Source organism: Actinomadura rupiterrae, from assembly GCF_024172125.1.
Classification (GTDB): domain Bacteria; phylum Actinomycetota; class Actinomycetes; order Streptosporangiales; family Streptosporangiaceae; genus Spirillospora; species Spirillospora rupiterrae.
On the sequence record NZ_JAMZEA010000005.1, the window covers coordinates 123257 to 137171 of the forward strand.

7 protein-coding genes are annotated in these 13915 nt (G+C 71.7%); 1 reads left to right on the plus strand and 6 read right to left on the minus strand.

The genetic code is table 11. From position 1 onward, the window contains the following. Nucleotides 1-1421 precede the first annotated feature (1421 nt). The 4 genes from FHU30_RS17510 to FHU30_RS17525 all read right to left on the minus strand — a co-directional run bounded on the left by FHU30_RS17510 (nucleotide 1422) and on the right by FHU30_RS17525 (nucleotide 10501). Nucleotides 1422-2885, minus strand: a complete 1464-nt coding sequence (locus tag FHU30_RS17510; RefSeq protein ID WP_253877022.1) for a glutamate synthase subunit beta — start codon at nucleotides 2883-2885, stop codon at nucleotides 1422-1424. A 17-nt stretch (nucleotides 2886-2902) separates the two neighbouring features. Then, nucleotides 2903-7459 carry a glutamate synthase large subunit gene (gene gltB / locus FHU30_RS17515; RefSeq protein WP_253877023.1) on the minus strand — a complete coding sequence of 1519 codons (4557 nt, stop codon included), beginning with the start codon at nucleotides 7457-7459 and terminating at the stop codon, nucleotides 2903-2905. Between the two features lie 634 nt (nucleotides 7460-8093). Continuing rightward, complete coding sequence (locus FHU30_RS17520) at nucleotides 8094-9653, minus strand: hypothetical protein (RefSeq protein ID WP_253877024.1); 1560 nt, start codon at nucleotides 9651-9653, stop codon at nucleotides 8094-8096. Beyond that, complete coding sequence (locus tag FHU30_RS17525; protein WP_253877025.1) at nucleotides 9650-10501, minus strand: hypothetical protein; 852 nt, start codon at nucleotides 10499-10501, stop codon at nucleotides 9650-9652. The genes FHU30_RS17520 and FHU30_RS17525 overlap by 4 nt, the downstream gene beginning before the upstream one ends. Nucleotides 10502-10912: 411 nt before the next feature. Between FHU30_RS17525 and FHU30_RS17530 the strand changes: the two genes are divergently transcribed. Beyond that, a complete protein-coding gene (locus tag FHU30_RS17530) occupies nucleotides 10913-11089 on the plus strand; it encodes a hypothetical protein (RefSeq protein ID WP_253877026.1) in 177 nt (58 codons plus the stop codon). A gap of 445 nt (nucleotides 11090-11534) precedes the next feature. On the opposite strand, the gene FHU30_RS17535 is transcribed toward FHU30_RS17530, so the two are convergent. Both FHU30_RS17535 and lgt read right to left on the minus strand, forming a co-directional pair. Continuing rightward, on the minus strand, nucleotides 11535-12266 hold the full coding sequence (locus FHU30_RS17535) for a VIT1/CCC1 transporter family protein (protein WP_253877027.1): 732 nt from the start codon (nucleotides 12264-12266) through the stop codon (nucleotides 11535-11537). An 8-nt stretch (nucleotides 12267-12274) separates the two neighbouring features. Beyond that, nucleotides 12275-13912, minus strand: coding sequence for a prolipoprotein diacylglyceryl transferase (gene lgt, locus FHU30_RS17540; RefSeq protein WP_253877029.1), 1638 nt, complete (start codon nucleotides 13910-13912; stop codon nucleotides 12275-12277). Nucleotides 13913-13915 lie beyond the last annotated feature (3 nt).

Genomic DNA, 13915 nt, shown 5'->3' on the forward strand with positions numbered 1-13915 from the left:
CACCCCGCGGGGAGGCCATACCACGGCCAAGCGATGGCAACAGGCCGTTAATACCCCGGGCGGCTGATCAACTATAGGACAGGAGAACGGTAAAAAAGTCCGACCCGATGCTCGATATCCGCTTTTTCACCTGCCGCTAACCTTGGACAACGCGGTTCCAGTGGCCCGCGCGCCCGCCCCCCACGCCCCCGTTTTCCCTCTGAAACGCGGCGTTCGCGCCTGTCAGGCAGTGTTCAGGCGATGATCAGGGTCCGTCCAGGGACCTCTCGGACGCCCCGGAACGTTTACTCAGCCGCCGCGCCGCAACCCGCCGTCCACCCGCATTACGGACAACCACCCGAACGACGCACCCCACCACGATCCGGGCACCACCCGCGCCGCCCCCGCTGTCCACACCCGGCCAACCTCCCCGCCCGAACCCACACCGGACCAACCTCCCCCGCCCGAACCCACACCGGACCAACCTCCCCCGCCCGAACCCACACCGGGCCAACCTCCCCCGCCCGAACCCACACCGGGCCAACCTCCTCCGTCCGGAACCACACCCGGGCCAACCTCCCTTGCCCGGAACCACACCGGCCACCCGCACCCACGCAAGCCCGCAAAGCGCCCCCGGGCGCCCGGGCGCCCGGACGACCCGTCCGATCAAATGGATCGAACGGGCCGTCCGCACAAGCGATCAGTTCGCTTGATCACGCGATCGCACCGTCGCGCAAAAGTTCGTTCGACCGAACGACTACCCGCCCGCTCAGATGACCGGACGGGCAGCCAGACGATCGAACGAGCAGCCGGACGCTCGTCCACCCAGACACTCACTCGATCACCCGACCAGACAAGCGCGCGCCCGACCAGACGATCGCTCGACCAGGCGATCGTTCACCCGATCAGGCGATCGCTTAATCACGCGATCGGGCCATCGCACAAAAGTTCCTTCGACCACACGACTGCCCGCCCGGCCAGATGACCGGACGGGCAGCCAGACGATCGAACGAGCAGCCGGACGCTCGTCCACCCAGACACTCACTCGATCACCCGACCAGACAAGCGCGCGCCCGACCAGACGATCGCTCGACCAGGCGATCGTTCACCCGATCAGGCGATCGCTTAATCACGCGATCGGGCCATCGCACAAAAGTTCCTTCGACCACACGACTGCCCGCCCGGTCAAATGACCGGACGGGCAGCCAGACGATCGAACGAGCAGCCGGACGATCGTCCACCCAGACACTCAATCGATCACCCGATCGGGCGAGCGCTCGACCAGGCGATTGCTCGCCTGGTCTGGCGAGCGATCGCTCGGGCAGACGGTCAGGTGAGCGATCGCTCGGGCAGACGGTCAGGTGAGCGATCGCTCGGGTGGGCGGTCGGGTGAGCGATCCTTCGGGCGGGCGGTCGGGTGAGCGTTCGGTTGGGTGGTGGGGTTAGGTGAGTGGGCGGGCGGTGGGGGGGATGGGGTAGGGGAGGTCGGTCTGGCCGGCGAGGTACTTGTCGACCCCGTGCGCGGCGGCGCGGCCCTCGGCGATGGCCCAGACGATGAGGGACTGGCCGCGGCCCATGTCGCCGGCGGCGAAGACCTTGTCGACGCTGGTGGCGTAGTCGGCGTTACGGGCGACGTTGCCGCGCTGGTCGAGGTCCACGCCGAGCTGCGCGAGCAGCCCGTCCCGCTCGGGGCCGAGGAAGCCCATCGCGAGGGTGACCAGCTGCGCCGGGATCTCCCGCTCGGTGCCGGGGACCGGCTTGAACCCGGTCTCCGGGCCTTCGACGCCGACGACCTTCAGCGCCCGCAGGTTCCCGTCCGCGTCCCCGAGGAACTCGACGGTGTTGATCGCGTAGAGCCGCTCGCCGCCGGCGTCGCGGAGCTCCTCGTGCGCGCTCTCCATCTTGAACAGCATCGGGTGGGTCGGCCAGGGCTGGTGGCCGGGCCGCGTGGCGGGCGGCATCGGCATGATCTCCAGCTGGGTGACCGACGCCGCGCCCTGCCGGAGGGCGGTGCCGATGCAGTCCGCGCCGGTGTCGCCACCGCCGATGACGACGACGTGCTTGCCCTTGGCGGAGATCGGCGACTCGGGGAGGTCGCCCTCCTGCACCTTGTTCGCCGGCGGCAGGTACTCCATCGCCTGGTGGACGCCGTTCAGGTCGCGGCCGGGGACGGGCAGGTCCCGCCACGCGGTCGCGCCGCCCGCGAGGAGCACCGCGTCGTAGCGCTCGCGCAGCTCGTCGCCCGTGACGTCCACCCCGGCGTTCACCGAGGTCCGGAAGGAGGTGCCCTCGGCGCGCATCTGCTCGACGCGCCGGTCGAGGTGCCGCTTCTCCATCTTGAACTCGGGGATGCCGTAGCGGAGCAGGCCGCCGACGCGGTCGGCGCGCTCGTAGACGGTGACGTCGTGCCCGGCGCGGGTGAGCTGCTGCGCGGCGGCGAGCCCGGCGGGGCCGGAGCCGACGACCGCGACCTTCTTCCCGGTCCGGACGGTCGGGGGCTGCGGGCGCACCCAGCCCTCGGCCCACGCCCGGTCGATGATCTCGACCTCGACCCGCTTGATCGTCACCGGGTCCTGGTTGATGCCGAGGACGCAGGCGCTCTCGCACGGGGCCGGGCAGAGCCGGCCGGTGAACTCGGGGAAGTTGTTGGTGGCGTGCAGCCGCTCGATGGCGTCCTGCCAGTCGCCGCGGTAGACCAGGTCGTTCCACTCGGGGATGAGGTTGCCGAGCGGGCAGCCCTGGTGGCAGAACGGGATGCCGCAGTCCATGCAGCGGCTCGCCTGCCGCTCGACCTTGGGCCGGGCGAACTCCTCGTACACCTCGGACCAGGACTTGATCCGGACGTCCACGGGGCGGCGCTGCGGGAGCTCCCGCCCGGCGGTCAGGAAACCCTTCGGGTCAGCCATGTTCGGTAGTCCCCCTCTCAGCTCTGCGCGGCGGCCATGATGGCCTCGTCGACGTCGCGGCCCTCGGCGCGGGCGGCCTCGGCCGCGTCCAGCACCCGCCGGTAGTCCCGCGGCATGATCTTGGTGAAGCGGGCGGCGGCGGTGTCCCAGTCCGCGGCCAGCTCGGCCGCGGTGCGGGAGCCGGTCTCGGCGTGGTGCCGCTCGACCAGGCCGCGGACGAAGTCGGCGTCCTGCGCGGTCAGCGGCTCCAGGTCGACCATCTCCGGGTTGACCCGCTCGGGTACCAGGTCCAGGACGTAGGCGATGCCGCCGGACATGCCCGCCGCGAGGTTGCGGCCGGTGTGCCCGAGGATGACCGCGCGTCCGCCGGTCATGTACTCCAGCGCGTGGTCGCCGACGCCCTCGACGACGGCCGTGGCGCCGGAGTTGCGGACGCAGAACCGCTCCCCCACGACGCCGCGGGCGAACAGCTCGCCCGAGGTCGCGCCGTACAGGATGACGTTGCCGCCGATGATCTGCCCGCACGGCTCGAACGGCGCGTCCAGCGGAGGACGCAGCGTGAGCCGCCCGCCGGACAGGCCCTTGCCGACGTAGTCGTTGGCGTCGCCGACCAGCCGCAGCGTGATCCCGCGCGGCACGAACGCGCCGAACGAGTTGCCCGCCGAGCCGGTGAAGGTGACGTCGATGGTGTCGTCGGGCAGGCCCTTGCCGCCCCACTTGGCGGTGACGGCGTTGCCGAGCATCGTCCCGACGGTCCGGTTGACGTTGCGGATCGGCAGTTCCAGCGTGACCTTGTCGCCGAACGCGATCGCGCCCTCGGCGAGCTGGATCAGCGTGTTGTCCAGGGCCTTGTCGAGGCCGTGGTCCTGGGTGGTGGTGCGGTGCAGGGACGCGCCGGCCGGCAGCTCGGGGGCGTGCAGGACGGGCGCCAGGTCCAGCCCGGACGCCTTCCAGTGCTCGACCGCGTCCCTGGTGTCGATCATCTCGACGCGCCCGATCGCCTCGTCCAGCGAGCGGAAGCCGAGCGCGGCCAGGTACTCGCGGACCTCCTCGGCGATGAACTCGAAGAAGTTGACGACGAACTCGGGCTTGCCGCTGAACCGCTCCCGCAGCACCGGGTTCTGCGTCGCGACGCCGACCGGGCAGGTGTCCAGGTGGCAGACGCGCATCATCACGCAGCCGGACACCACCAGCGGCGCGGTCGCGAAGCCGTACTCCTCGGCGCCGAGCAGCGCGGCGACGATCACGTCCCGGCCGGTCTTGAGCTGGCCGTCGGTCTGCACCACGATGCGGTCGCGCAGGCCGTTCAGCAGCAGCGTCTGCTGGGTCTCGGCGAGGCCGAGCTCCCAGGGCGCGCCGGCGTGCTTGAGCGAGGTGAGCGGGGACGCGCCGGTGCCGCCGTCGTGGCCGGAGATCAGCACGACGTCCGCGTGCGCCTTGGACACGCCCGCCGCGACCGTCCCGACGCCGACCTCCGCGACCAGCTTCACGTGCACCCGGGCGGCCGGGTTGGCGTTCTTCAGGTCGTGGATGAGCTGGGCGAGGTCCTCGATGGAGTAGATGTCGTGGTGCGGCGGCGGAGAGATGAGGCCGACGCCGGGGGTGGAGTGCCGGGTCTTGGCGATCCACGGGTAGACCTTGTGGCCGGGCAGCTGGCCGCCCTCGCCGGGCTTGGCGCCCTGCGCCATCTTGATCTGGATGTCGTCGGCGTTCGCCAGGTACTCGCTGGTCACGCCGAACCGTCCGGACGCGACCTGCTTGATGGCGCTGCGCCGCAGGTCGCCGTTGGCGTCCGGGACGAACCGCTCGGGGTCCTCGCCGCCCTCGCCGGTGTTGGACTTGGCGCCCAGCCGGTTCATGGCGATCGCGAGGGTCTGGTGCGCCTCGGCGGAGATCGACCCGTAGGACATCGCGCCGGTGGAGAACCGCTTGACGATCTCCGAGGCGGGCTCGACCTCGTCGATCGGCACCGGCGGCCGCTCGCCCTCCTTGAGCTTGAACAGCCCGCGGAGCGTCATCAGCTTCCCGGCCTGCTCGTCGACCTTGGAGGTGTACTCCTTGAAGATCTCGTAGCGCCGGGTGCGGGTGGCGTGCTGCAGCTTGAACACGGTCTCGGGGTTGAACAGGTGCGGCTCGCCCTCGCGGCGCCACTGGTACTCGCCGCCGACCTCCAGCGTCCGGTGCGCGGGGTCGTTGCCGTTCGCCGGGTAGGCGCGGGCGTGCCGCTGCGCGACCTCGGCCGCCAGGACGTCGAAGCCGACGCCGCCGAGCCGGGACGTGGTGCCGGTGAACGCGCGGTCCACGACCTCGGCGCCGAGGCCGATCGCCTCGAAGATCTGCGCGCCGGTGTAGGACGCGACGGTGGAAACGCCCATCTTGGACATGACCTTCAGGACGCCCTTGCCGTACGCCTTCACCAGGTTCCGGACGGCCTTGGCCTCGTCCACGTCCTTGATGACGCCGGCGCGGACCAGGTCCTCGATGGTCTCCTGCGCGAGGTAGGGGTTCACCGCGGACGCGCCGTACCCGATGAGCAGCGCCATGTGGTGGCACTCGCGGGCCTCGGCGGTCTCGATCACCAGGCCGACCCGGGTCCGGGTCTTCTCCCGGATCAGGTGGTGGTGGACGGCGCCGGTGAGCAGCAGCGACGGGATCGCCGCGCGGCCGGAGTCGCTGCCGCGGTCGGACAGCACGATGATCCGCGCGCCGCCCTGGATCGCGCGCGACACCTCGGCGCAGATCTCGGCGAGCCGCTTCTGCAGCGCCGCGCCGCCGCCGTGCACGTCGTACAGGCCGTGCACGACGTGCGCGGACAGGTGCGGCAGCGAGCCCTCGTCGTTGATGTGGATGATCTTGGACAGCTCGTCGTTGTCCAGGATCGGGGTCGGCAGCACCAGCCGGCGGCACGAGTCCGGGCCGGGCTCCAGCAGGTTCGCCTCGGGGCCGAGGGTGGACTGCAGGCTGGTCACCAGCTCCTCGCGGATGGCGTCCAGCGGCGGGTTGGTGACCTGCGCGAACAGCTGCTTGAAGTAGTCGAACAGCAGCCGCGGCCGCTCCGACAGCACCGCGATCGGGGTGTCGGTGCCCATGGACCCGATCGGCTCCGCGCCGGTCCGCGCCATCGGCGTGAGGATGACCTTCAGCTCCTCGTTGCTGTAGCCGAAGGTCTGCTGGCGCTTGACGAGCGTCTCGTGCGTCGGGATCTCGCGCTCGCGGCGCGGCAGCTCCTCGAACCGGACCAGGCCCTCGTGCAGCCACTCCCCGTACGGGTGCTGCGCGGCGAGCTCGGCCTTGACCTCGTCGTCCTCGATGATCCGGCCGGCCTCGGTGTCGACCAGGAAGATCTTGCCGGGCTGCAGCCGGCCCTTCCGGACGACCTTGGCGGACGGGATGTCCAGCACGCCCGCCTCGGACGCCAGCACCACGAAGCCCTCGTCGGTCACCCAGTACCGTCCGGGCCGCAGGCCGTTGCGGTCCAGCACCGCGCCGACGACCGTGCCGTCGGTGAACGTCACCGACGCCGGGCCGTCCCACGCCTCCATCAGGGTGGAGTGGAACTCGTAGAAGGCGCGCCGCGCCGGGTCCATCTCGGTGTGGTTCTCCCACGCCTCCGGGATCATCATCAGCACCGCGTGCGGCAGGCTCCGGCCGCCCAGGTGCAGCAGCTCCAGGCACTCGTCGAAGGACGCGGTGTCGGACGCCTCGATGTCGATCACCGGGAAGATCCGGGACAGGTCGCCGGGGATCAGGTCGGACTTCAGCAGCGCCTCGCGGGCCCGCATCCAGTTCCGGTTCCCCTTGACCGTGTTGATCTCACCGTTGTGCGCGATGAACCGGTACGGGTGCGCCAGCTCCCACGCCGGGAACGTGTTGGTCGAGAACCGGCTGTGCACCAGCGCGATCCCCGAGGCGAACCGCTCGTCCGACAGGTCGGGGAAGAACGGCTCCAGCTGCGGCGTGGTGAGCATGCCCTTGTAGACGATCGTCCGGCTGGACAGGCTCGGGAAGTAGGCGGTGGTGTCCTGCTCGGCGCGCTCGCGCATGCAGAACACGGCGCGGTCGAGGTCGATACCGGTCTTGCCGGCGTGGGGTCCGTGCGCGGCGGCCGTCACGAACAGCTGCGCGAAGTGCGGCATGACCCTGCGCGCGGCGGGGCCGCAGTGCTCGGCGTCGACCGGCAGCTCGCGCCAGCCGAGGACGGTCAGGCCCTCCTCGACGCACAGCGTCTCGATGCGCTCGACCGCCGCGGCGCGCTCGTCCGCGTCCACCGGCAGGAACGCCAGGCCGGCGGCGTAGGCGCCCGCCTCGGGCAGCGCGAAATCGCAGACCTCGCGGAAGAACGCGTCCGGGATCTGGACGAGGATGCCCACGCCGTCGCCGTCGTCCGGCTCGGCGCCCACCGCGCCGCGGTGGTCGAGGTTGCGCAGGACGGTCAGGGCGTTGCTCACGATGTCGTGGCTCTTGCGACCGTGCAGGTCGGCCACCATGCCGACGCCGCACGCGTCGTGCTCGTTCGCCGGGTCGTACAGACCCTGGTTCTGGGGCAGGCCCGGTGTGAGGGCAGCAGCGGCCATCAACCCTCCCGTCGTCGTGGTGTCACTGGCTGGGATGTCAGTGCAAGCACGGGACGGCATTGGCCCTGCTGCGGTGAGATGACATTACATCACTGCCGGGATCATGCCCGAGACGCCTAGATCGCGAAACGTGTCCGGGTCCGATGATCTTCGTCGATCTCGTAGATCTCCGCGTGGTTTAGACCAGCTTAGTGGCCCCCTCACCCGCCAAAACGCGCTGACCTGGGGTGATCATCGTCACCGCCGCGCAGACGTTTAGCCCCCGCCCGCAACAGGAAGACTCCGCCTCGCCCCCACCATCGCCCGCCCACCCCCTCCCACCCACCCCAATCTCACTATGTGGACACCCCCAACCACCCCAAAATCCCCTTTAACGAACTCCCCAAGCACCCTCCGGGGGACGCACGGGACCGGCACCTCCCAAACCAAGAGCGCGACCAGAAGCACGCCTTGTGCCCTTGTGAACCCCTGGCGCCGACCGCCCCGCCTACCCAGCCGCCCAACTGTTGAGGAAGCAACCAACGCGCGGACCAGTCGGGGCGTGCCCAGCCGCGGTGCTGACGGGTCGGTGCAGGTCAGGGGGCGTGGAGGCGGGTGGTGTGGGCGGGTTGGTGCGGGTTTTGGCGGTGCGGGGTCAGCTGGTGCGGGCGGCTCGGTCGAGGGGGGCGGGGGCCTTCTGGCCCTCGATCAGGATCGAGAGGAGCGTCTCGTCCTTGGCGGCGCTCGCGGCGTCGCCGGTGCCCGTGAGGTGCTGCGCCCAGGCCACGACGGCGAAGTGGCCCATGGCCACACCGCGTGCCGCGCCGTAGCCCTGCTGTCCGAACGTGCCGAGCGGGCCGTCCGAGGTCAGGGGCTTGGCGAACCCGCCGCCGCGGCCCTGGCCCAGCGCGTCCACCACGGCGTTCGCGGACGGGGCGTCCACGAGGTTGAACACCGTCACCGACAGCGCGTATCCGTGCGCCGTGTCGGCGTAGAGCGTCCGGGCGGCCTGGGTGCAGCCCGCGCGGTGCAGGCCCTTCGCGATGTCCGAGCCCCACACGGCCGAGGTGCAGTCGCCGCTCAGCTGCTTGGCCCGCAGCGTCAACTTCGCCTTCCCGGACACTTCGACCGTCGTCGCGTCCGGCGGGAACGCCTCGCCCTCGGTCAACGGCGCCGTGTCGGCCGACCGCTTCTCGATCCCCGCGTAGGCGCGGGTCGAGGGCGAGCTGGAGTACGTCGAGGGCGACACGCCGTTCTGCGCCGCCTGCCCGGAAGCCCCGTCGTCCGGCTTCCCCTTCGCGCGCGTGTCGTGCGTCCCGACCAGCAAGGCCGCCATCCCGACCACGAGCAGCACCGCAAGCCCTGCGGCCCATCCGAAGTACGCCCGAGCCGAAGGGCCCCGCTTCCGCTTCGCCGACTGCCCGCCTAGGCCGTCGGGTCCGTGATCGTCCCCGTACGAACCCCTGCTCGGCTCTTCGGTTCGCCGACCACCTCGTGGGGCTCCCTTGCGGACGCCCTTTACCGGCCTCCCGGACGCACCGCGCTGCGGCTCGTGTCCTAGGCGGGGTGCGGCCTCGTCGTAACCACGCTCCTCGCTGCTAAAACCGCGCGAGTCGCCGCGTCCAGTCGCCGCTGCGCGAGGGCTGGGCACGCCTGCACCGAACGCGGGGGGCTGGCCGTTCTCATAGCGAACGCCGCGCGGGCCGTCCTGATAACCGGTGCCGCGCGTCTCGCCCCCGTAGCGGGCCCCGCGCGGGCCGTCCTCAAGGCGGGCCTCGCGCGGGCCGTCCTGGTAACCGGTGCCGCGCGTCTCGCCCTCGTAGCGGGCGCCGCGCGAGTCGCCCTCATAACCGGCGCCGCGCGTCTCGTCCTGGTAGCCGGCGCGCGTGGCGTCCTCGTAGCGGGTGGCGCTGTCGGAGGTGGCGCGTCTGGTGGTTCCGTTGCGGGTGCTGCGTTTGCGTTGCTTGGGTGCGTCCTCGCGGCGGGGGGCGCGCTTGTTTCGGTCCTGCTCGGCAGCGCGGGCGTCGTAGGCGCCCTGCGGGTCGTCGTAGGAGCCCTGGTAGGGGACGCCGGGTGCGGGGTTGCCGTAGGCGTCGCTCGGCGGGCCGTCCCCGCGCGGGGCGGACGGCTGGGAGCGGCGGTCATCGCGGGGGCGGGCGCCGCGCGAGCGGCGGGCCTGGGCCGGAACGCGGGACCGGGCGGCGGGCCGGTTCATTGCTTGGTGTTGTCCCCGGCCATCTCCAGGCGGCCCCAGACGAAGTCGGCGGGCTTCTCGACGGCGAGGCTGAGGTCCACGAGCTCGGACAGGTTGGCCGGTTGCGCGCCGCCCGCCCGCTGCACCCAGGACATGATCACGAAGTGGCCGTAGGTGTGCGCGTAGGCCGCGGAGAACCCGGAGTGGAAGGCGGGCGCGCCGTCAGGGTTGTAGGCGCGGACGAAGCCGGAGCCGGTCGCCGGGTCCAGGTCGCGGACGATCTGCTGCGCGCCGTCCTGGTTCGCCATGTTCAGGACCGCAAACTGGCCGACGTGCTGCTTGTCCTGGCTCACGTAGGCGCCGCGCGCGACCTGCGTGCACTGGTACTTGGCCAGGTCTCCCTGGAGCCGCTGGCCCCAGGCCGCCTGCTTGCAGTCGCTCGCCAGGTTCGTCCCGGCGAGGGTGAAGGAGTACTTCTTGTACGCCACGGTCTTCACGTCCGCAGGGAAGACCTCGCCCTCGGTGACCGGCCGCGCGTCGGCCTGCCGGTCGGCGATCTTGGCCATCTCCTTCTCGGGGGCCCACGGGGTGAACGCGGTCGGGACGATCTGCTCGCCCGCCGACGCGGACCCGCCGGACTTCTTGCCCCCGCCGCCGGACATCACCACGACACCGACCACGGCCGCGACCACCACGACGAGCGCCACCGCCCCGCCGATGAGGATCTTCGGGTTCGGTCCCTTCGTCCCCTTGCCGTCCCCGCCGCCGGAGTCCGCCGGCCAGAAGTCACGCCCGCCGGTCTTGGTGCCGGACGGGGATCCGGACGGGTCCGATCCCGGGGATGCGCCTGTGTCACGAGCCTCGATCACAGTGCGGGAGCCTATCGCTCCAGCCGCCCACGCGCGCACAAAAGGGCGTTTCCGGTCGCTACGCACCGGTCCGGCACCGTCACAGTCCGGACTGACACGAACCGACCGCCCAAACCCCTCCAAACCCCGTCCCCGCAGGCCACCAAGACGCCCCGCAGCGCCTCCTGGCGCACCCTGAGCCCTCACGGCGGGCCTCTGAGCCGCCCTGGGGCTTGATCGGCCGCGCGATGCATCACGCGCCCCCAGGACCGTTGGCCAGAGCCCCCGACATCGCGCCCGCCAACCAGCCCCTGAGTCCCCAGGACCCGCCCAGCACCGCGACAACGCACGTACCGCCTGCTCCTTCGGCGGACGCGGCAGCGGGCACGGCAGCGGGCACGGACGGCACCGGGCACAGCGCCGGATCCTGCGGTGGGCACGGCGGCGGACGCGGTGACGGACGCGGTGACGGACGTGACGCCGGGCATGACGGCGGACGTGACGCCGGGCATGACGGCGGACGTGACGCGGGGCACAACGGCGGGTATGACGGCGGACGCGGCGACGCACGTGACGGCCAACCTGGCGGCGGACGCTGCGCGAGCGTGACGGCCAGCCTGGCGGCAGACGCGGCGACGCACGTGACGGCCGATGTGTCGGCAGACCTCGCGGCGCACGCGGCGCCGGACGCAACGAGCCCCACACGCCGCTCGCCACTGATGCTCGCGCCGCTTACTGACGCGCGCGCCGCTCGGCACTGACGCAGCCACCGACTCGGAAGCCGGGACCGCGCTGTCGGTCAGGCCGCCGGGTCGGCATCACCGTCGTTCCTGGCGCATGCCGGGCCTGGCGTCGGGGCCAGAGGCGAGCTGAGGCTTGCTCGGCCGCGAAGTGCATTGCGTGCCCCGCCTCACGGCCATTCGTGGGAGGCTCCAGCGTCGCGTCCGGTTGCGGGAGGCCCCGGCGTCGCGTCCCGTTGCGGGAGGCCCGGCGTCGCGTCCGCCGAGCGGGGTTTGGGCCCGGGACCGGCTCGGCGGACGTGGTGGTGGGCGCGTCAGAGGCCGGTTTGGCCGATCAGCGCGCCCACGCCGAACGTGATCGCCGCGGCGGCGCCGCCGAAGGCCAGCTGCCGCAGGCCGCCGAACCACCACGAACGGGTCGTCACGCGCGCGACGACCGCACCCGCGCCGAACAGCCCGAGCGCCGCCAGGATCGCGGCGGGCCACAGGTTCTGGGCGCCCAGCAGGTACGGCAGCACCGGCAGGACGGCGCCCACGGCGAACGACACGAACGACGACCCGGCCGCCAGCAGCGGGGACGGCAGGTCCCCGGGTGCGACGCCCAGCTCCTCGCGGGCGTGGACCTCCAGGGCGTCCTCGGGATTGCGCGACAGCTGCCGCGCGACCTCCGCCGCCGTGGCCGGGTCCACACCGCGGCGCTCGAAGACCGACGCGAGCTCCCGCTCCTCAGCCGCCGGATGCCGCGCCAGCTCCAGCCGCTCGACCTCGATCTCGGCCTGCGCCAGCTCCGACTGCGAGGCGACCGAGATGTACTCCCCGGCCGCCATCGAGAACGCCCCGGCGGCCAGCCCGGCGAGCCCGGCCAGCAGCACCACGTTCTGCGACGCGCTACCGCCCGCGACCCCGGCGATCAGCGCGAAGTTCGACACCAGGCCGTCCATCGCGCCGAACACCGCGGGCCGCAGCCAGCCGCCCGTCACGTCCCGATGATGGTGGTGATGCTCCGCCACCGTCTCGGGCTCTTCCTCCGCGGTCAATCCCCCCACGTGCGTCCTTACTTCGCGTCCCGGACGGGCTCGCCCTTGCCCGCCCCGGCCCCATCATCGGTTCCGGCCTCGTCCTCGACTCCGACCTCGCTCTTGGTTCCGGCCTCGTCCTTGGTTTCGGCTTCGCTCTTGGTCTCGGCCTTGGGCTCGGCCGCGTTCCCGCGCGCCGCTTCGGACTCGTCGTCCGGACGGTCCTCAGCCTCGTCTGCGGTGTCGGACGCTTCGGCGCTCGCCTCGTCCGAGGCGTCCTCCGCCTCGGACGCCTTCGGTCCGTCCGCCTCAGCGGTCGCCTCGGAGGCCTGCTCGTCCTTCACGGCCGCGTCCTCAGCCGCTCCAGGGGCGCCGTCCGCGTCCGCCTGGGACACATCGTCCGCGTCGGCCTCGTCCGCGACGCGAGCGTCGGCGTCGGACGCGTCATCCGCCTCAGCCTCGGCCTCGGTCTTGGACGCGTCGTCCGCCTCGGCCTCGGGCTCGGGCTCGGACGCGTCGCCCGTTTCGGACTCGGGCTCGGCCTGGGACGCGTCGGCCGCCTGAGTCTTCGAGGACTCCGTGGACGAGCCGTCTGCAGCAGCGGCGTCCTCGGAAGCGGGCTTCGCCTCGGCGGCGTCAGCCTTGGTGGTTTCCACCTCAGCACCGGATACGGCGCCGTCACTGTCGCCCTTCGTGGCCTTTTCGGACTCGCCGGCCGCCGAGTCTCCAGAAGCCGACTCGTCCGCGTCGGAGACTTCAGGCCGCTCGTCGACCGCGGTCTGGTCGTCCACCACGGTCTCGTCGGCAACAGGCGCATCGGCGACGGCCGGGGCGGGGCGTCCGACGGCTTCGGGGCCGGTCTTGTTGCGGGCCCAGTACAGGTAGCCGACCGCGCCGAGGAAGACGATGATCGAGGTCCAGTCGTTCAGCCGCAGCCCGGCGAAGTGGTGGGCGTCGTCGATGCGCAGGGCCTCGATCCAGAAGCGTCCGAGGGTGTAGGCGGCGATGTAGAGCGCGAACGCGCGGCCGTGCGTGAGGTTGTAGCGGCGGCCGGCCCAGATCACCAGGATCGCGACGCCGAGGCACCAGATCGACTCGTACAGGAACGTCGGGTGGTAGGTGGCCACGTCGGCGTACTTCGGGTCGAGCGTGCCGTCCGCCGTGCGGGGACGGTGCGCCTGGTCGATCTTCAGCGCCCAGAAGGTGTGCAGCGGACGTCCGTAAAGCTCCTGGTTCCACCAGTTGCCCCAGCGGCCGATCGCCTGGGCGAGGGCGATACCGGGCGCGATGGCGTCGCCGAGCGCGAGCACCGAGATGCCCCGGCGGCGGCAGCCGATGATCGCGCCGACCGCGCCGAGCACGACCGCGCCCCAGATGCCGAGGCCGCCCTCCCAGACCTTCAGCGCGTTGACCGGGTCCTTGCCGTCCCCGAAGTAGCGCTGGTAGTCGGTGATCACGTGGTAGAGCCGCCCGCCGACCAGACCGAACGGGACGGCCCAGACCGCCACGTCGATCACGGTGCCGGGCTGTCCGCCCTTGGCCGCCCAGCGGCGCTCGCCGAGCCAGACCGCCACGACGATGCCAAGGATGATCATGAGTGCGTAGGCGCGGATCGGGATCGGCCCGAGGTGCCAGACGCCCTGGGAGGGACTAGGAATGAAGGCCACCGGCTGCATGAG